Raw genomic sequence first — 20503 nt, 5'->3', positions numbered from 1 at the left:
TTACATTTCCAAGCACCCAAACGCATGGTTCCGCCTTTGTCTGTTATTGTTTTTTGTTCTTCCATCAAATTTATTACGGGATGAGAAGTTGTATCATTCATTTCGGTCGAATTTGCATCGGTATAACCCAAAACATTTCTAGAATATTCTATCACTGCCATTTGCATTCCGAGACAAATTCCTAAAAACGGAATATTATTTTCTCTTGCGTAACGAACGGTTTCTATTTTACCTTCTATTCCACGGCCGCCAAATCCTGGTGCAACTAATATGCCATCTAATCCTTTTAGTTGATTTTCTGCCGTTTTGGCATCTAAATATTCCGAGTGAATAGAAATTACATTTACTTTTGTTTCATTTGTGGCTCCTGCATGAATAAATGCTTCAAGAATTGATTTGTATGAATCTTGCAACTCGACATATTTACCAACCAAACCAATATTTATTTCATGTTTTGGGTTTTTATGTTTTTGCAAAAATTCGTTCCATAGTTTTAAATCTGGAGTCGATTTTTCTGGTAAATCTAATTTTTTCAATGCTACTCTATCCAATCCTTCTTCAAGCATCAAATTAGGAACATCGTATATTGTTGATGCATCGATAGATTGAATTACAGCTTCTCTTTTTACATTACAAAATAAAGCTAGTTTATGACGCAAGTCTTCTGACAATTCGTATTCGGTTCTGCAAACTAAAATATCGGCTTTTATACCGCTTTCCATCAGTGTTTTTACTGAATGTTGCGTGGGTTTTGTTTTTAATTCACCGGCTGCTGCTAAAAATGGTACTAAAGTAAGATGAATTACAATTCCGTTATTTTCTCCCAATTCCCAAACCAGTTGACGTACTGATTCTATGTATGGCAATGATTCGATATCACCTACTGTTCCTCCAATTTCGGTAATTACAATATCGTAATCACCAGATTTTCCTAACAACTGCATGCGTTCCTTAATCTCGTTGGTAATATGAGGTACAACTTGAACAGTTTTTCCTAGAAATTCGCCACGACGTTCTTTTTCAATTACTGAAAGATAAATTCTTCCTGTCGTTACGTTGTTTGCTTGAGATGTTGGTACATTCAAAAAGCGTTCGTAGTGACCTAAATCTAAATCGGTTTCGGCACCATCATTGGTAACATAACATTCGCCATGTTCGTAAGGGTTCAGTGTTCCTGGATCGACATTTATATAAGGGTCAAATTTTTGGATTGTTGTTCTGTAACCTCTTGCCTGTAATAATTTCGCTAAAGAAGCGGCAATAATTCCTTTTCCTAATGAAGAAGTAACTCCGCCTGTAACAAAAATATATTTCGTTTGATTCATTGTGTTGTCTTGTTGTAGTTGTGTAAAAAACGTGGCAAAAGTACAATTATTAATTGATAATTAATAATTGATAATTGACAATTAACCGTTAAATTTTTAATGTTTTTTTGATATGAAAATACAAATTATTGATATTTATTTTTATATTTGATTGACTAACAAACCAAAAAAAATATTTATGAGCAAAAAAACAATTTCAATTATTAGCTATATTACCATTATTGGCTGGATAATTGCTTTTCTGGTTTACAATAATGAAACAGAAAAATCATCATTAGCAAAATTTCATCTGAAACAATCTTTAGGATTGGGGATTTTAGGATTATTAAATGAAGTCTTGTCTTTTATTGTTCCTTCTTTAGATTTAGGATTAACAATTTTAAGCTTAGGATTACTTATTCTTTGGATAATTGGTATTGTAAATGCTGTAAATGAAGAAGAAAAACCAGTTCCTTTAGTTGGAAATTTGTTTGTAGATAAATTCGATTTTATCAAGTAATATTAAAACAATTTACTCTGGTTTTTGAACCATATAAGGTCATTTAAGTTGAAATAATTTTTAAACAAAATCCTGTCTAAAAAAATAGACAGGATTTTTTTATGGTTTTGGATATTTCTTTTTTATGTTTCTAATTAATTCTTCAAGTCCGTTTAGTTTTAACTCATATATTAGTTTGAGTTGTTCTCCTAATTCTCCTTTAGGAAAACCCTTATTACTGTACCAAACAATATAATATTCTGGAATATCTATAAGAAAATAGCCTTCATATTTGCCAAAAGGCATTTTCGTATGTGCTAATTTGATGAGTTGTTTTTGATTTTGATCCAAAGTCTAATGTCTTATACTATTTCCAGTTTATAGTAATATCCTTTTCAATATCTGGATTTAAGCTTAATAAAACAGGACAATTCATGGCTGTTCTTTCCAAAATAGTTTTTGTTTTTTCGTCAGTAGTAATAGGAATATTCATGATAATTTCTATTCTAGAAATTTTTCTTGGTTCGGCTTGCATAATTTTAGTTACTTCGATAGTGGTTCCTATTAAATCTACATTCAAATCTCTTGCTTTTATTGCCATTATGGTCATCATGCAACTTCCTGTAGCATTTGCAACTAAATCTGTTGGTGAGAATGCTTCACCTTTTCCGTTATTGTCAACTGGTGCGTCCGAAAGGATTTCGGTTCCTGATTGTAAGTGAATAGATGAAGTTCTTAAATCTCCTAAATATGTTATTTTTGATGTCATTATTTTGCTTCTTTTATGGTTAAATCTGTATCGTAAAATAAGATATAAACACCTTTGTTTGTATAACCTCCGTCTGGATTTTGTTTGTAATAAAATCTGTTTTCAACTTGTTCCGTAGCTGTTTCGTTTAGAGTTTCGATAATGTTTTTTTCTTGAGCTAAACGTAATAAGACATCAAAAGTCACATCAAAACCACGTGTAGCAAACTGATTGGGTAGTATTTTATTTTTTCTTTTAAAACTATTTTCAAACATACTGGCTTCGTCCGATTCGTTAACACGAGTAAGCGACGGATAATGCATTTTCAATTTTGTGAGTCGAGTCATCGAGATTTCTTCATAATCTAAAGCGTCATTTTCCCCTAAAATCACCAATTTTATGTCATAATTAGATAATAAACTAGACAAAGTATTGGTAATACTCAAAATAAGGTTTGTTTTTTCGGTTTCCATGATAACAAAATTGACTTTGTCTTTAACCAAAATCGATTTCAAATTTTCGATATTCAAACTTCCTTTTTCAGTAAATTGTGCAAAAAGGACATCTTTATGATTTTCTGAAATATACTGTTTTACCGATGCTTTTTTAGGATCTATAATAGCGATGATATTTCCGTTTTTTGCTCTCATAAAATCGAACATGGCATTTTTTATATCATCAACAGAAGGCGTTGCTTGAACTAAATTAGAGAATTTTTTATCATAATCTTTAGACAATGGCGAAAAAACTGGGACATTACTAGCACTTAATAAGCTGGCAAGTTTTTCGACATTATTTTGGTAAAATGGACCAATAATAGCATCCATCGTTTTTAGATTATTATCTTGAACCAAATTTGTTACATTAGAGGTAGATTTCGTTTCATTAGAATCTAAAATAGTCACATCAACATTCAAACCCATTTTTCGGACAGAATCGATTGCAACCAATGCTCCTGCATAAAAATCGAGTGTCATATTCAGGAATTTATCCTTTTTTAAACGCGCTTTGGTCGAATTGATAGTGTCTTGATCTAATTTAGTCAGATTGAAAGGAAGTAGTAATCCCAGTTTTTTGTTTGTCCCTTTTTGAATGCTTTTTGCTAAATCTTTGTATTCTTTTTTTGCTACCAAACCCGATGATTTGATAGGAACTTTGATAGACATTCCTTCAATAACGCCATCTTTTAATTCTGGATTTAATACCAATAATTCTTCCTGAGTTACTTCAAATTGGTTCGAAATACTAAATAAAGTTTCTTTTGCTTTTATAACATACAAACTCTCAGAAGGCTTTGGGGTTGGCACATTAACAATTACTAGCTTTGGTGCAACAATTGTTTTTTCTCCACTTATTAATAATTTAAAACCTATTGGTAATTCGATATTTACAATTTCAGAATTTAGTTTTTCCAGTTGTTCGACAGTAATTTCGTATTGCTTGGCGATTGCATATTTGGTTTCTTTCGCTTTTACTTCGTGGTAAATTGCAGTTTTAGGATTATTTGGCTTCGGTTTTTCGGCAGGAACAGTTTTTCCTTTGGATGGAATAACTAAAATTATTCCGATTTTTACACCTTCTTTTAATACTTCAACGTTTGCTTTCTCAATATCTGCAATAGAAACATCATACAATTTAGACAAACTATACAAAGTTTCTTTGGCTAAAACAGTATGTTTTTTTGTGTAAGAATTTGAAGTGTTTTCAACTTTTACCTTTGCTTTGTTAGGAATTATCAAAATCGTATTTTCTTCGACTCCTTTTTGAGAATCAGGGTTTAGTTTGTAAATATCCGCAGGCGTAACACTATATTTTATTGAGATTTGAGTTATAGTTTCTCCTTTTTGAACTTTGTGTTTTATCAAATTGTTCGATTGCGCCAATACAAGATTAGTGCTAAAAAACAAAAAGTAAACAATATATATAAGGTATTTCATGGTATAAATTTGTATAGTATATAACTAAAAACGTGCCGTTTTATTATTCTTTTTCGATTTGAACAATAAACATATTTTTGTACAATGGATTTTCTTTCTTTAGATTGTATTCGAAAAGTGCTTCATTTGCATTTTTGAATTTCTTTGTAAAAACATAATAGGAAAAAATGTTTACATTATAGAAAAACCCTGTGTTTATCTCACCAGAATCTGTAAGTTTTCGTGCAAAAACATCTCTTAATTCCGCTTCTGAAAAAATATCTGCGATAATATAAAAACCATCTTCTACTTCATTTAGGTTTCTTAAAACTTCAATTTTTACGGCTTTTCCTGCATTATAATCTTTGTCTTTTAGTGCTTTTTTAATTTGTTCGGCTGTTGGTTTGTTTTCAGAATTGTCAGCTAAATCTTTATTGGTTTCTAATGCTTTCTTTTGGTATCGCTTCAGTTTTACTTGTGCTAATTTGTCATCATAATCTCTGGCTTCCGAACTGTAAAAAGTAGCTTTAGAAATCCTACGTTTCAACTCCACATTTTTTTGAACACCAAGTGAATCTATTTTTGTAAATAATTGCTTATTTCGTTTTTCGTTTGCTTCTTGTTTGGTTTGAATATTCTTAATCACTTCAAGCAATTCGGCATCTTCTGAAGGATTGTTTTTTATTTTCTGATTCTCATTTACTTTTTTCTTGTATTCATGGTTTTCAGCCAAAGTAATTCGCTGTACTTTAGTCATTAAACCCGTATAAATTTTTCGATTATCTGCCAAATCTTTTTTCAATTCGAGAATCATTCCGTTTGTTTCGCCAATATTTTTATATGAATCTTTCTCTAAATCTTTAGATTCTTGTAAGTCATCGATATCCTTATTTTTCAGTATTTCAAGGTCATCACTCATAATTACCACAAGAGAATCTAGTTTTGAAATTAAAATTTCTTGAATATTTTTATTGGCTTCCAATACCAATTTTAGTTTTTTTGCCGAACCTCCTTTGGTTTCGTCTATTTCATTCAAATTTACTTTTAATGAATTTACTTTTAGAACCTTCTGATTCATTTGTTTCTGAACCGTTAGTTTGTCTTGCAAATCTTCAATTTCGGTGGTTTTTGCTTTATTTTTTTCTACAGCCACTTGTTTTTCGGCCAACGCAATCATGAGTTCTTCGTTGTCGTTATTGGGTTTTATTTGCTTTACGTTGATAGCTAATTTATTGCCCTCAACCAATCCATTTATAATTTCTGGGTTTTGAGTTTCCAATTGTTCGATAGAAATACCATACTTTTTTGAAATAGAATATTTGGTTTCCTTTGGTTCTACAACATGAAAAACAGTTTCTGCATTTATAATTCTTGCCTGACCATTTAATGTTTTTTTCTTATTAGGAATAGCAATGTTTTCGCCAATTTGCAATCCATCTTTTAGGGCTTCTGCATTAGAATTATCTAAATCTTGCACCGAAACATTGTACAAACGAGCAATGCTAAATAAAGTTTCTTTAGGTTGAACTTGGTGTGTATTTTTTGAATCGTGTAAAACAACAGTTTTATTTGGCACAATTAGTACCTGATTTTCTTGAATTCCGTTTTCGGTTCCAGGATTTACTTTATAAATTTCTGAAGGTGTAATATTGTAAATTTTTGCGATTTGGTAAATATTTTCGCCTTTAGCCACTTTATGAATGAGTGTTTTTTCTTGTTGAGCAAAGACAAAATTCGAGATACACAAAAACAATAATACTAAATACTTCATAAGATAAATTCGTTTAAAAAAATAAGTCATTACAAAGTTATCTAATGTAATGACTTATCATAATTAATTTTAACATTTTTGATTATCGAATTAAATATCGATAAAAATTATATTTTTTTCACAAAGATTCACAAAGGTTTCACAGAGATACACAAAGAGATTTTAAAAAAATCCACGACAATTCGCAATATCCGCGTCATCCGCGTTCCAATTTGTTTGTCTTATTCCCACTCAATAGTTGCTGGTGGTTTAGAGCTAATATCATATACAACTCTATTTACACCTTTCACTTTATTTATAATATCGTTAGAGATTTTCATCAAAAATTCATAAGGAAGATGCACCCAGTCGGCCGTCATACCATCAGTGGATTCTACTGCTCTTAAGGCAACTACTTTTTCGTAAGTTCGCTCGTCACCCATAACACCAACACTATTTACAGGAAGCAAAATAGCTCCTGCTTGCCAAACTTTGTCATACAATCCGTGCTCTTTTAGTCCATTAATAAAAACTGCATCGACATCTTGTAAAATTTGAACTTTTTCGGGTGTAATATCTCCCAAAATACGAATAGATAATCCTGGCCCAGGAAAAGGATGTCTTCCTAATAATTCGGCATCAATTCCTAAAGTTGCTCCTACTCTACGCACCTCATCTTTAAAAAGCATACGCAAAGGCTCTACAATTTGTAGCTTCATATAATCTGGCAAACCACCTACATTATGATGCGACTTGATGGTTGCAGATGGTCCTTTTACAGAAACCGATTCGATAACATCCGGATAAATTGTTCCTTGTGCCAACCATTTTACATCTTCAATAATTTTCGATTCATCATCAAAAACTTCTATAAAAACACGTCCTATAGTTTTACGTTTGGTTTCTGGATCAGATATTCCTGCTAGTTCAGAAAGAAACCTGTCACCAGCATCGACACCTTTTACATTCAAACCCATTCCTTTGTATTGATCTAATACATTTTGAAATTCATTTTTACGTAGTAATCCGTTATTTACGAAAATACAATATAGGTTTTTACCAATGGCTTGATGCAATAAAACGGCTGCTACTGTAGAATCGACACCACCAGAAAGTCCTAAAACTACTTTATCGTCTTGTAGCTTTTCTTTCAATTCGGCTATCATTTCTTCAACAAAAGCATTTGGCGTAAAATTTTGAGGAACTTCGGCAATTTTTACCAAGAAATTTTCTAACATTTGCTTTCCATCGGTCGAATGAAATACTTCTGGATGGTATTGTATTGCGTAAGTAGTTTCGCCTTCAATCCTATAAGCAGCATTTTCTACATCTTGTGTACTTGCAAGCTTGATTCCGTTTGTAGGTAATTTTTTAATAGAATCACTGTGTGACATCCAAACTTGTGAGTTTAGATTTACATTATCAAAAAAAGTTTCGTTCTCCTTAATATAAGTCAAATTGGCACGACCATATTCGCGAGTGTTCGAAGCGGCTACTTCACCGCCGGAAAAATGTGCCAAGTATTGTGCTCCATAACAAACTGCTAGTAAAGGCAATTTGCCACGAATTTCTGATAAATCTGGATGTAGTGCATCTTCTGAACGAACAGAAAATGGGCTTCCTCCAAGAATTACAGCTTTATAAATAGATAAATCGGATGGGATTTTATCATAAGGAAAAATTTCGCAGAATATATTTAATTCGCGAACTCTACGGGCAATCAATTGTGTGTATTGTGACCCGAAATCTAAAATTAGTACGTTGTGTTGCATACGCAAAAATACTTTTTAAATTTTAAATTTTAAAATATAATTTACAATTTATAAAAGCTTATTTATACATTTGTGAAAACATAATTTGATTGTTGTTTTAAAATTGAAATCATTTTTAAAAAAAATAATATGAAGACAAAGATATTTTTAGTAATTATTATAACTTCACTTGTATCATGTAATCAAATAGATAAGTTATTAACTTTTAGTATTACAAATCAAGCTTCTTTTACTGTAAACAGTGGATTTGTTGTGAATTCTCCTTTCGAGATCCCAACTCCAGATGTTACTACAAATTCATCTTCAAACTTTAGTAATAACAATACAAGAGCCGATTTAGTAAAAGATGTAAAACTGCAAGAGCTAAAACTAACTGTTACAAATCCTACTAATAAAACGTTTAGTTTTCTTAAAGCAGTACACATTTATATTTCTACAAATGCAAATGATGAAGTTGAATTGGCTTTTGCAGATAATATAGTTTCGACTGATAACACAATAAATTTAACTTGTACTTCACAAAGATTAGATACATACATTAAAGCATCTAGTTATAAATTGCGAACTAAAGTAACTACAAAAGAAACACTAACCCAAGATGTTACTGTAAATGCTGATATGAGATTTAGCGTAATTGCGGATCCGTTGTAATAATATCTAAATTAGTTTGCGTTTTATTGTACCTTAAATTTTTATGAAAAATTTAAGTATCTAAATTAAATGAAAATCTGTATTTTCGCAACATGATGACAGATACTGAAATTGAAGCATTAAAAACGTTATTAGCTTCACCAAAAAAAATAACAATCATTCCGCACAGAAATCCTGATGGCGATGCCATGGGCTCTACTCTAGGTTTATATCATTTTTTACTACAACAAAATCATGAGGCTGTGGTTATATCGCCTAATGAATTTCCAGATTTTTTATCTTGGTTACCAGCTTCAGAAAAAGTGCTAGTCTTTGAAAAAGACAAAGAAAATTGCACTGAAATTTTAAACCAATCTGACTTAATTTTTACTTTAGATTTTAATGCGCTACACAGAACTGGCGACATCATGCAAGCCACATTAGAAACTTTAGACAAGACTTTTGTCATGATAGACCATCATGAATTTCCAGATACTTTTGCAAAATATACTTTTTCGGATACAAAATACGGTTCTACTTGCGAGATGGTGTATCATTTTATACACCAATTAAAACAAGAAAACTTAATTAATAAAACCGTAGCTACTTGTATTTATACAGGAATCGTGACCGATTCAGGTTCTTTTCGTTTCCCGAAAACAACAAGCACAACGCACCGCATGGTTGCCGATTTGATAGATAAAGGTGTCGAAAACAGCGCCATTCACAATCAATTATTCGACAAAAGTTCTTACAGCCGTTTGCAATTGCTAGGTCGTGCCCTTCAAAACATGAAGTTAATGACCGATTATAAAACGTCATACATTACATTATCACAAGAAGAATTAGATACTTATAATTTTCAGAAAGGTGATACTGAAGGAATTGTAAATTACGGACTTTCTATCGATGGAATCGATTTTACTGCTATCTTTATCGAAAATACTGCCGAAGGAATAATAAAAATTTCATTCCGCTCGCAAGGAAGTTTTGATGTAAATCAGTTTTCTAGAAATTATTTTGGAGGGGGCGGACACATTAATGCTGCGGGAGGAAAATCGGACAAATCGTTGCAAGAAACTATTAGCGATTTTGAAAGAATTGTCAAAGAAATTAAAAATTAAAATTGATATGAAGACATTAAAAATCATAGGATGCTTGCTTCTTGGCATCAATTTAGTTACTTGTTGTACGACAAAACAAGAACCAAGAAGACCAGTTTCACAAGCTTCAGGTGAGTTTATGAAACAATCAATAGAGAGAAATAAAAAATTAAACGAAAGTGAAGAAAATATCATTGCCAAAATAATCAAAAAAGATACAGCAGTCGATTATATTGCGTCAACAAAAGGATATTGGTATTATTATAATGCAAAAAATACAACTGAAGTAGCAAAACCTACAAAAGGAAATGTTGCTTTTTATGATTATGAAATAAAGGATATAAATGGAAACATTATTTATAGTCAAGCAGAATTAAAAACACAACAGTATGTGGTCGACAAACAAGCTATTATGATTGGTTTGCGTGATGGAATTAAGTTAATGCAAAAAGGAGAAAAAGTAACGTTTTTATTTCCATCACACATGGCTTTTGGTTATCATGGTGATAACAATAAAATAGGAACAAACGAACCGCTAATTTGTACTGTTACCTTAAATGACATTAAACCAATGTCAAATACAACCCAAAATTAAAATTAACTAACTATATTTTTTAACAATGAATAGAATAACAAAATTAGTATTTAGCATCACTGCATTAGTATTATTTTCATGCAACTCGAAACACGATAAGTTGTCAGACGGACTTTATGCAGAAATAGAAACAAGCAAAGGTAATATTTTACTACAATTAGAATTCGAGAAAACACCCGTCACCGTTGCTAATTTCGTATCACTTGCAGAAGGAGAAAATACATTTGTTGATGAAAAATTTAGCGGAAAACCTTTTTATAACGGGTTAAAATTTCATAGAGTCATTGCCAATTTTATGATACAAGGTGGTGATCCAGACGGAAATGGTTCTGGTGGTCCAGGTTACAAATTTAATGATGAGTTTCGAGATGATTTAAAAATGGATAAACCAGGTATTCTTGCTATGGCAAATGCAGGCCCAGGAACAAACGGAAGTCAATTTTTTATTACTCATTTAGAAACCAATTACTTAAATGGTCGTCATACAGTTTTTGGACATGTAGTAGAGGGACAAGATGTTGTAAATAAAATAGCGCAAGATGATGATATTATTAAAATAGAAATTATCCGAAAAGGAGAAGCTGCTAAAAAGTTTAATGCATCAAAAGTATTCAAAGACTATTTTGATACACAATTAGTTTCAAAAAAAGCAAACGATGCAAAATATGCAAAAGTAATCACGGATAAAGTAGCTTATTTTGCTACGCTTAAAGCTAAAGCTACAAAAACAGAATCAGGATTAATGTACACTCTTGTAAGCAAAGGAACAGCTAAAAAACCAGCAACTGGAACAACTTTCTTTTTCAACTATGCAGGTTATTTTGAAGATGGAAATCTTTTTGATTCCAGTAACGAAAATGTAAGTCGAGATTTTGGAAAATTTGATGCAAACAGAGCCGCACAAAACGGATACCAGCCATTTCCTTTTGAAGCTGGTAAAAAAGACGGTATGATTCCAGGATTTATTGAAGGATTAGAAAAAATGTCCTTTGGAGACAAAGCCGTTGTTTTTATCCCTTCTAATTTAGGTTACGGAGCTCAAGGTATGGGAGGCGTTATTCCTCCAAACACCAATTTGATTTTCGAGTTAGAAATGTTAGAAAAAATGCCAAGTAAATAATATTAATATATTAAAACAAAATGAAAACTAAATTAAACCTATTATTAGTATTCTTTTTAGTTATAGCAAACAGCTACGCACAAAAAGGAACAAAAAAAGCTATTAAATCTAAAATTGTAAAAACACAAACTACAGCGCCTAAAACTACTGCTGAAGGGATATTTGCAGAATTTGACACCTCAAAAGGTAAAATAGTAGTTCAATTAGAGTACACAAAAACACCAATCACTGTTGCAAATTTTGTGTCATTAGCAGAAGGAACAAACACAATTGTTAAATCAGATTTGAAAGGAAAACCATTTTATAACGGATTAAAATTTCATAGAGTAATAGCCGATTTTATGATTCAAGGTGGTGATCCTTTAGGAAATGGCACTGGAGATCCCGGATACAAATTTAAAGATGAAATTACCGATTTGAAACATACACAAGGGGGAATATTATCAATGGCAAATTCTGGTCCAGCAACAAACGGGAGTCAGTTCTTTATTACACACAAAGACACGCCTTGGTTAGATGGAAAGCATACCGTTTTTGGAAGTGTAATTTCTGGAATGGATGTAGTAAACAAAATCATACAAGACGATGTGATAAACAAAGTAACTATTTCTAGAAATGGGGCTGAAGCTAAAAAATTTAGCGCTGCTAAAGTTTTCGCAGATTATTACGCAACTAAAGGTGATGAAGACAAAAAACAAGCCTTATTAGATGCCGAAAAAAACAAAAAACAAATAGAAGCTGCAGCCGAAGCTAAAAAAGCTTACATGAAACAATATGGTCCAGTTATGGCTGCAAAAGTAGCTTCTTTATCAAAAACAAGGACTGAAGCTACAAAAACACCATCAGGTTTAGAATATGCTATTGTAAAAGGAACTGGCAAAAAACCAGTTGACGGAACAACAATATATGTGCACTATGCTGGTTACCTTGAAGACGGAAGCCTTTTCGACAGTAGTTATGCAGATGTAAATAAAACTTTCGGAAAATTTGACCAAAACAGAGCAAACCAAAACGGATATGCACCATTTCCTTTTCAAGCTGGAAATAAAGGTGGTTTAATTCCTGGTTTCCTTGAAGGTTTAAATTTACTTTCGTTTGGAGATAAAGCTACTTTCTTTATTCCTTCAAACTTAGGTTACGGAGAAAAAGGTGCTGGTGGAGTAATTCCTCCCAACGCCAATATTATTTTTGAAGTAGAAATTTTGGAAGCTATAGCTAATACTCCTGCTGTAAAACAATAAAGCATAAAAATTCAAATAAAAAAAGGGAACAAAATATAAATTTTGCTCCCTTTTTTTATTATGCCAAACAGCTTGTTTATATTTTATACTTCCAATCGAATTCATCCTTGTCGTTTATTGTTGCTCCAAGTTCAAACCGAATTACTTCTTTGTATTCGACCTGAAAAATCATCCAATTACTTTCGTTAAAATAATTATCGACAGTATCAAAATTTTCTATTTCAAGAGATTTTATTCCTCTATTTATTAAAATTTTTTCGACTTCATCGATTTGTTTTCCAATTATTTTTTCGGAAAACAATTCTAAATCAGGATTTGAACTTATCATATAACCCAATTTCAAATTCTCATCTTCATAAAATGTAAGTCTCAATTTTTTATCGTAATACAAAAAAATAACATTATTCTCCTCGTCTTTGTATTGCTTATCAGGATTATTGTAAATGGCTGTAACGTCTTTTTGCTTCATGCCAAAAATGAGCTGGTCGATTCCTGTTTTTGGGTTTATTTTCATATTGATATTTTATGCAAATGTAATCTTATATATTTAAAATTTAGATAAGCCTTTAAAGCAATAAATATAAAAAAATGCAGGCAATTTAGTTGCCTGCATTTTTACTGAATAGTATAAAGTATTATTTGTCTTTTGTAAACTCGAAAATTTGTCCGCCTACACTTAGCTTGAATCCAGTTTTTAAATCGTTAAACTGTACCGTTAATTGAGCTTGTTCGAATGTGAACTTACCATTTCCAAGGTTATCTAAAGGAACCGATGGTTGTCCTGTAGCATTTATAACAATTGTATCGTCTTCTGGAGTAAAGTTAATCTTAATAGGGATTTGAGTGCTTGAGAAATTTCCTAAATAAGCATCTAAATTCATTCCTTTTTCTACTCCGTTTTTAGCATTAGTCCAAACATTATTTTCAGAATTTACATCTGGAAAAACGTGATCAGGATCGATAGTAATACTTTCTAATTCTTCGGTAGAATTGTGTTTGAATGTCCATGATTTGTTACGTTGCCAGATTTCTACTGGTAATGTCATTCTAGAAGTTGCTCCACTTTTGGTTTTAACTTCAATAATAACTGGCATTGGCATTTTTTCTAAATTATCTACTGTAATTATAGCTCCTTGCTTTGCATCATTTTTTACATATTTTACTTTAGTAACTGCTTGATCTAGACGCCAGTTATTCATAAACCAACCTCTCCAAAACCAATTTAAATCTTCTCCTGAAACATTTTCGATAGTTCTAAAAAAGTCATCTGGAGTTGGGTGTTTAAAAGCCCAACGGTCTACATAAGTTCTAAATGCTTTGTCAAATCTTTCTTTACCTAAAATTTGTTCACGTAACATCGTTAGTCCTGCTCCTGGTTTTGTATAAGCTAAAAGTCCTAAATTTGCTTCTTTTAGTCCGTCTGGAGCAGTATAAACTGGTTCGGTATCAGGATTTGTAAGCATTCCTGCAGTTTGATGCATATTCATCGCAGGTTGTTTGTATTCTCCTTTGTTAAAATCTTCGGCACTTAACGAATTGATAAATGTATTAAAACCTTCATCCATCCATGCAAATAATCTTTCGTTAGAACCTACAATCATTGGAAACCAAATGTGACCAAACTCGTGATCTGTAACACCCCACAAATCTAATCCTTTGGATTCCCAGCTACAAAAAACGATTCCGGGATATTCCATTCCTCCTTCATTTCCGGCTACATTTGTTGCAGCAGGATAAGGATACTCGTACCAACGTTTTGAATAATTTTCTATTGATGCTTTTGTATATTCGGTAGAACGTCCCCAAGCATCATTACCATTACTTTCTACTGGATAAGCAGAAATGGCTAACGATTTTTTGCCACTTGGTAAATTAATTTTTGCCGCATCTATAATAAATGCTGAAGAAGAAGCCCAAGACATATCACGGGCATTTTTAATTTTAAATTTCCAAGTCAAAGTTTGTTTTCCAGTTGGACGAGAGTTTGCATTTGTAACTTCATCTGCGGAGCGAATCATAACTGTTTTTTCGCTCAATTTTGCAGTTGCCCATCTTTTTTGTTGTTCGGCTGTATAAACTTCTGTTGGATTTAGCAATTCGCCCGAGCAAACTACAATATGATTTGCTGGTGCTGTAATGGCTACATCTAAATCTCCGTATTCTAAATAAAACTCTCCTGCACCTAAATAAGGTAATGAATTCCAGCCTTTTACATCGTCATACACACACATTCTAGGATACCATTGTGCAACAGTATATATTTTTCCGTTTTTAGTTTCTAGCACTCCCATTCTATCTGAACCATAAAAAGGAGAAACAAATGAATAGTCTATTTTAAGTTTTACAGTTGCTCCATTTGCTTTAAGCTCTTGTGGTAAATCTACTTGCATTCTGGTATCTACAATGGTAAATTTCGCATCACTTTCGATAGATTTTCCGTTTGAAGTTGCTATAATTTTGATAGATTTAATTTTGTAACCACCGTCAAAATTTTCACCTTTAGCACCATTTCTACTTCCTTTTGTAGGAATAATAGCATTTCCACGGGAGTCTTTTTTGAAAAGATTTTGATCTACTTGCATCCAAAGAAACCCTAATTTATCTGGACTATTATTTGTATAAGTTACTAATGCAGTTCCTGAAATTTCATTTTTAGCTTCGTTAAGTGATGCTGTTAGTGAATAATCGGCTCTGTTTTGCCAGTATTTTGAACCCGGCTGACCGCTTGCCGAACGAGTTTCGGTAGCATTTTTTGTATAAAAACCTGGAGCAAAAGCATCGTGATAATTATAGTTTGTTACTTGCTGTGCAGATATTATATTACTTCCTAAAAGTAGTGCGGAAATAAATAATCCTTTAATCATGTTTGATTTCATATTCGATTATTTTTTGATTGTAAAAATTAGAGTGTCTTTTTACTTTTTTGTTACAAAAAAATATTAAAAAAAAGACATCAATATAATTGATGCCTCAAAACTTAGGTTATACATGTAGAACCTATATAGATTTATAAATTCTATTTATAGGAATTACAACGCCTTTTTTCAGAATGACTCTTTTGTCAGTTACCCCCCAAATAGTAGTTTCAACAACTTTTTTAGAGTAATCATCTTCAAAATAAATTTTTATTTTTGAATGTTCTAAATTGCCTAACGAAAGTGCCCTTTCTAAATCGGAATTTCTTTGATTTATTGCTTCTATACCTTCTAAAACATCTATTTCAGGAAAGTGAAGATTTTCGATAGCTTCTTTTTCTATAATTTCAAAATTTGCATTCATAATTTGACTATTATTTTGTTAATGATATATTTGAGGTTTTATAAAATTAATGAATTTTATTTAAACAATCACAAAATAAAAAGGAATTACAAAAAATAATTCCTCTTTATTAGAAACTTATAATATATTATAATCCTGCGATAATATTTCCATTAGGTTGAACTACTAGTTTTTTTACTTCTCTGTCTTTTTTAATTTTTAAATTGTATTGTTTTTTTATAACATCTCCATCTTCTTGAGTGTACAAAAATTTATCTTTTACTATTGTCCAATCAGGATAAGATTTAAATACTGAGAAAATAACTTGTCTGGGAAGTTTTACATTCGAATAGTTTTCTACAACACTCATTAATTTTCCATTTTCGTTATAAGTTGCTGCTAATGATGAATCTTCAGCTTCCATTACAACTAAATACTCGTTATAACCTTCTAAATCTTTACCCAAATCGTATCCAATAAATTTGTCTTGTAATTGTCTTACTTTTGAGTCTGGGTTTCTGTCAGGTAAATATATAGAAAAATCCTTACCTGCTGTTTTCATTACCATAGCTGGTAACTCACTATATTTAAGTTCTTCGTCATCTAAACTTTGTGAGTAAGATACCATCGAAAAACTTAATAATGTTAATACACTAAATAATATTTTCATGATTACTTTTTTTTAAGTTAAAAATTGCTAAAATATTTTTGAAATAAAATCTCGTAGACATACTAATTTTCTTCCTCTATTATTATTATTTGGATTTTATTAAAAAATAGTGGTTAAAGTAATTTCTGTGTAGTATTAAACAAAGTTAATTTATACTTAAATCAATGATTGTTAATTGTTTCACAATCTAAAGTTAAAAGTAAAAATGAATTTTAATACGAAATAAGATTCCTAAAAGGAACTATATTTAATGATAATTAAAAATTAATTAATTAGATAATTTCCTATTGATAGTATTATAAATAGTAATTTTATCACCCGTATTTTAATCGAAAATTTATATTATCATGAGTGCATTTTCATTTTTACCGTTTAAAGATTTAGAATCAGAAAGATTACTATTAAGACAAATAACATCAAACGATGTAAAGGAAATTTTTGAACTTAGAAGTAATCCAGAAACTATGAAATATATTCCCAGACCTTTAGTTACCACTATAGATGAAGCGATGGGTCATATAAAAATGATTCAAGATAAAATAGAAACAAACGAAGGTATTAATTGGGCAATTACCTTAAAGAACAGCCCTAAAATGATTGGGATTATAGGCCATTACAGAGTACGATGGGAACATTTTAGGTCCGAAATTGGCTATATGTTATTGCCCGAATATCACGGAAAAGGAATTGCTAGTGAAGCCATACAACTTATGATACATTATGGTTTTAATGATATGAAAATGCATTCGTTAGAAGCCATTATAGATCCTAAAAATATCGCTTCTGCAAAGGTTTTAGAGAAAACTAATTTTGTAAAAGAAGCTCATCTTATACAAAATGAGTTTTATGATGGTAAGTTTCTAGATACGGTCATATATTCTATTCTAACTAATTGATAAATGCTGGCAAATATATCATAAATAAAAAATTATATTTGCAGACTATTTTATGCTAAACAGAATAAAAAATATTTCCATTTTTGTAGTTGTCACATTCTATGTGTTGCAATTGTGTACCTTATTTTCGGGTTCTTTAGTAGAACGTATTCAAGAGATTAGAATGCAGATTCAGGTTTCTAAAATTCATTTGGCAGAGAAAAAATCGATACCTCTTTCTCAATGGAATTCATCACATGATAAAAAAGAATTTAAAATAAATAATATTTATTATGATGTGATATCTTTCGAAATATTATCAGATAAAGTTGTCATTAATGCTGTAAACGACATGCATGAAAATAATTTCAGAATTGTATTAACCAATCTTTTAAACAAAAAAGAAACTCCTCATTCCGGTAAGAAAAAAATTTATAAAACTTTCCATTTTATCACAACGCTAAACAATAATGATTATAAAATTGAAAGTGATTACAAATTACTATCAATAAAATCAAATTTTTATATTCCTAAAGGAGATATAAATAAAATAGCTTTAACTATACATAAACCGCCTTGTTAATTAATTTTTTATAGAATATTAGGAATCCGTCTGATATAATTATTCATTTTATAATTATATGAAACTGGTATTACAATAATAATTAATTAAATTAAGATGGAAAAAATACTATCTATTATAGCCCTTTCGGCTACTATGGTTGGGTTTTCGCAAACAGATACCACAACAGCAAACCAACTTGGAGTAGTAAAAATAGAATCGCAGCGTTATACAAAATCAAAGAAAAATAACTCTCAAGCAATAGAGTCTATTACTCAGAAAGATATCGAATTTGGAAATTACCAAAACACCGCTGACATGCTTTCTAATTCAGGAAAGCTATTCGTTCAAAAATCACAACAAGGTGGTGGTAGTCCCGTAATTAGAGGTTTAGAATCAAGTCGCATATTATTACTTGTTGACGGAGTAAGAATGAACAACCTTATTTTTCGTGGAGGTCACTTACAAAATGTACTTTCAGTTGATGAAAATATGTTAGAAAGCACTGACATTCTTTTTGGTTCATCTTCAACTCAATTTGGAAGTGACGCATTAGGTGGAGCTATCAATTTAATTACCAAAAGACCTTTATTACTTTCTCAAAATAACGGCAAAGAATTTTCTGGAAGCTTAAATACAAGATATTCTACTGCAAATGAAGAAAAATCAGGTTATGGTGATTTCAGATTTTCTGGCGACAAATGGGCAACATTAACCGCTATTTCTTTCAACGATTTTGGTGATGTAAAAATGGGAAGCAAAAAAAATGGAAAAAACGACTTTTTTGGAGCAAGACCATTTTATATCGAAACTGTAAATGGTTTAGATAACATTGTTAAAAATGACGATCCATTAGTACAAAAATTTTCTGGTTACAAACAATATAATGCAATGCAAAAAGTATTGTTTAAACCAAGCGAATCAACGGTACACAATCTTAATTTACAGTTTTCAACTACAACCGACATTCCTAGATATGATAGATTGACTGATTTAAAAAATAATGGTGATTTAAAAACAGCTACTTGGAATTATGGTCCACAAAAAAGAATTTTAGCTGGTTATAAATTCAGTAAACAAAAAGCAATTTTAAATAGCGATTTAACAATTGGGACTAGCTATCAGAATATTGAAGAAAGTAGAATAAATCGTAATCACGGAAAAACTGGTGAAGAATCTAGAATTGAAAAAGTAAGCGTATATTCTATCAACGCTGATTTAAAAGCAAAAATTGGTCAAGGTGAATTATTATATGGAGTTGAAGGTTTTTACGACGATTTAAAATCTACAGCTAGCATTACGAATATTAAAACAGGAGTGGTAACACCAACAAACACAAGATATCCTGACGGAAAAAACTTTACATTAAAAACTGATGCTTTTGCTACTTACTTTTCTAAACTTACAGAAAATACTACCTATAATTTAGGAGCCAGAGTAGGTTATGCCAAATTACATAGCGAATTTAAGGATAAAACTTACTTCCCATTCCCTTTCTCTGATATTGATCAAACAAATATTACTTATAGTGGTGCAGCTGGTATTACCAACAATTCTACTAAAAATGTAAGAGTAAGTTTTAACGTAGCAACTGGCTATAGAACACCAAATGTAGATGATTTAGCTAAGGTTTTTGACTCCGCTAAAGGTGTTTCGTTAGTAGTTCCTAATCCTAACATCAAACCAGAAAAAAACATAACTGGAGATTTCAACATTACGCTTTATACCGACAAAATTTTCGAATTTGAAAATACCGTTTTCTACACACAATTATTTGACGCAATTGTAACTGATAAATTTACTTTTAACGGAAAAAATACAGTTATTTATAATGGAGTAGCAACACCAGTTGTAGCAAATCAAAATTTAGGAAAAGCTGAAATTTTTGGTTACTCGACTTCTCTTAAAATCAATCTTTTAGAAAAATTGAAATTCTACGGAAACTTCAATTACACTTATGGAAGAGTTAAATCTGAAAATGACAATACTTCAAGACCATTAGATCACGTCCCTCCTATTTATGGAAAAACTGGATTTAATTATGAATTCAAATGGTTAAATCTTGATTTAAACATGTTATACAACGGTAAGAAAAATTTAGAAGATTACTCAGCAAGTGGTGAAGATAATTTAGTTTATGCTCCTGCAAACGGAATGCCTGCTTGGCAAACTTATAACTTCAAAGCAGCCATAAAGCCATTTAATTCTTTAACAATTTATTCAGGGGTTGAAAATATTTTAGACATTCAATACAGAAATTTTGCTTCTGGTATAAATGCTGCTGGTAGAAATATTTACTTAGGAGGGAAATATAATTTCTAGTTTTTTTAGTAAATTATTTAAATATAAAATGCGAAGTAAAATTAGACTGCACCCAAAATTTTGGACAAATTTATAATTAATTTTGATAATAATGAGCTCGATATTGTATTGGGCTCATTTTGTTTAAATTTGACTTTC

19 protein-coding genes are annotated in these 20503 nt (G+C 31.0%); 9 read left to right on the top strand and 10 right to left on the bottom strand.

Translation table 11 applies throughout. The features are described 5' to 3' along the window. The coding region (locus tag ACH2BP_RS00705; RefSeq protein ID WP_395056028.1) for a CTP synthase at positions 1-1325 on the bottom strand (1325 nt) is incomplete at its 3' end. 178 nt (positions 1326-1503) lie between these two features. Between ACH2BP_RS00705 and ACH2BP_RS00700 the strand changes: the two genes are divergently transcribed. Beyond that, positions 1504-1824, top strand: coding sequence for a DUF4870 domain-containing protein (locus tag ACH2BP_RS00700; RefSeq protein WP_395056026.1), 321 nt, complete (start codon positions 1504-1506; stop codon positions 1822-1824). A gap of 99 nt (positions 1825-1923) precedes the next feature. On the opposite strand, the gene ACH2BP_RS00695 is transcribed toward ACH2BP_RS00700, so the two are convergent. The 5 genes from ACH2BP_RS00695 to guaA all read right to left on the bottom strand — a co-directional run bounded on the left by ACH2BP_RS00695 (position 1924) and on the right by guaA (position 7989). Then, on the bottom strand, positions 1924-2154 hold the full coding sequence (locus ACH2BP_RS00695) for a DUF3820 family protein (protein ID WP_011964002.1): 231 nt from the start codon (positions 2152-2154) through the stop codon (positions 1924-1926). A gap of 16 nt (positions 2155-2170) precedes the next feature. Next, positions 2171-2572, bottom strand: a complete 402-nt coding sequence (locus tag ACH2BP_RS00690) for an OsmC family protein (RefSeq protein WP_395056023.1) — start codon at positions 2570-2572, stop codon at positions 2171-2173. Next, entirely contained in the window at positions 2572-4488 is a 1917-nt protein-coding gene (locus ACH2BP_RS00685) for a LysM peptidoglycan-binding domain-containing protein (RefSeq protein WP_395056021.1), read from the bottom strand. Before ACH2BP_RS00685 ends, ACH2BP_RS00690 begins: the two co-directional genes overlap by 1 nt. Before the next feature lie 43 nt (positions 4489-4531). Continuing rightward, positions 4532-6238, bottom strand: coding sequence for a LysM peptidoglycan-binding domain-containing protein (locus ACH2BP_RS00680; protein ID WP_395056019.1), 1707 nt, complete (start codon positions 6236-6238; stop codon positions 4532-4534). A 221-nt stretch (positions 6239-6459) separates the two neighbouring features. Beyond that, positions 6460-7989 carry a glutamine-hydrolyzing GMP synthase gene (guaA, locus tag ACH2BP_RS00675; protein WP_395056017.1) on the bottom strand — a complete coding sequence of 510 codons (1530 nt, stop codon included), beginning with the start codon at positions 7987-7989 and terminating at the stop codon, positions 6460-6462. Between the two features lie 129 nt (positions 7990-8118). On the opposite strand from guaA, the gene ACH2BP_RS00670 reads away from it, so the two are divergent. The 5 genes from ACH2BP_RS00670 (at position 8119) to ACH2BP_RS00650 (ending at position 12678) form a co-directional block, all read left to right on the top strand. Then, entirely contained in the window at positions 8119-8640 is a 522-nt protein-coding gene (locus tag ACH2BP_RS00670; protein WP_395056015.1) for a hypothetical protein, read from the top strand. Positions 8641-8732: 92 nt separating this feature from the next. Next, the gene (locus ACH2BP_RS00665) at positions 8733-9743 is read left to right on the top strand and encodes a bifunctional oligoribonuclease/PAP phosphatase NrnA (protein WP_395056013.1); all 1011 of its coding nucleotides are present in this window, start codon (positions 8733-8735) and stop codon (positions 9741-9743) included. A 7-nt stretch (positions 9744-9750) separates the two neighbouring features. Beyond that, complete coding sequence (gene gldI / locus ACH2BP_RS00660; RefSeq protein WP_395056011.1) at positions 9751-10317, top strand: gliding motility-associated peptidyl-prolyl isomerase GldI; 567 nt, start codon at positions 9751-9753, stop codon at positions 10315-10317. Between the two features lie 25 nt (positions 10318-10342). Continuing rightward, entirely contained in the window at positions 10343-11437 is a 1095-nt protein-coding gene (locus ACH2BP_RS00655; protein ID WP_395056009.1) for a peptidylprolyl isomerase, read from the top strand. 20 nt (positions 11438-11457) lie between these two features. Then, positions 11458-12678, top strand: a complete 1221-nt coding sequence (locus ACH2BP_RS00650; RefSeq protein WP_395056007.1) for a peptidylprolyl isomerase — start codon at positions 11458-11460, stop codon at positions 12676-12678. Positions 12679-12754: 76 nt separating this feature from the next. Here ACH2BP_RS00650 and ACH2BP_RS00645 read toward each other — a convergent pair whose 3' ends face one another. The 4 genes from ACH2BP_RS00645 to ACH2BP_RS00630 form a co-directional block, all read right to left on the bottom strand. Then, a complete protein-coding gene (locus tag ACH2BP_RS00645) occupies positions 12755-13192 on the bottom strand; it encodes a hypothetical protein (protein ID WP_395056005.1) in 438 nt (145 codons plus the stop codon). Positions 13193-13313: 121 nt separating this feature from the next. Further along, positions 13314-15554 (bottom strand): M1 family metallopeptidase, encoded by a 2241-nt coding sequence (locus ACH2BP_RS00640; protein ID WP_395056003.1) that lies wholly within the window; start codon positions 15552-15554, stop codon positions 13314-13316. 121 nt (positions 15555-15675) lie between these two features. Continuing rightward, on the bottom strand, positions 15676-15957 hold the full coding sequence (locus tag ACH2BP_RS00635; RefSeq protein WP_395056001.1) for a hypothetical protein: 282 nt from the start codon (positions 15955-15957) through the stop codon (positions 15676-15678). Between the two features lie 127 nt (positions 15958-16084). Beyond that, a complete protein-coding gene (locus ACH2BP_RS00630) occupies positions 16085-16606 on the bottom strand; it encodes a hypothetical protein (protein ID WP_395055999.1) in 522 nt (173 codons plus the stop codon). A 347-nt stretch (positions 16607-16953) separates the two neighbouring features. On the opposite strand from ACH2BP_RS00630, the gene ACH2BP_RS00625 reads away from it, so the two are divergent. From ACH2BP_RS00625 to ACH2BP_RS00615, 3 genes are all read left to right on the top strand, one after another. Continuing rightward, a complete protein-coding gene (locus ACH2BP_RS00625) occupies positions 16954-17502 on the top strand; it encodes a GNAT family N-acetyltransferase (RefSeq protein WP_395055997.1) in 549 nt (182 codons plus the stop codon). Positions 17503-17554: 52 nt separating this feature from the next. After that, positions 17555-18064, top strand: coding sequence for a hypothetical protein (locus tag ACH2BP_RS00620; protein WP_395055995.1), 510 nt, complete (start codon positions 17555-17557; stop codon positions 18062-18064). 96 nt (positions 18065-18160) lie between these two features. Then, on the top strand, positions 18161-20365 hold the full coding sequence (locus ACH2BP_RS00615) for a TonB-dependent receptor plug domain-containing protein (protein WP_395055994.1): 2205 nt from the start codon (positions 18161-18163) through the stop codon (positions 20363-20365). The last annotated feature ends 138 nt before the right edge of the window (positions 20366-20503 follow it).

Source organism: Flavobacterium sp., assembly GCF_043756175.1.
Classification (GTDB): domain Bacteria; phylum Bacteroidota; class Bacteroidia; order Flavobacteriales; family Flavobacteriaceae; genus Flavobacterium.
The sequence above is the reverse complement of the archived record's forward strand: the minus strand, read 5'-3'. Positions and strand labels throughout refer to the sequence as shown.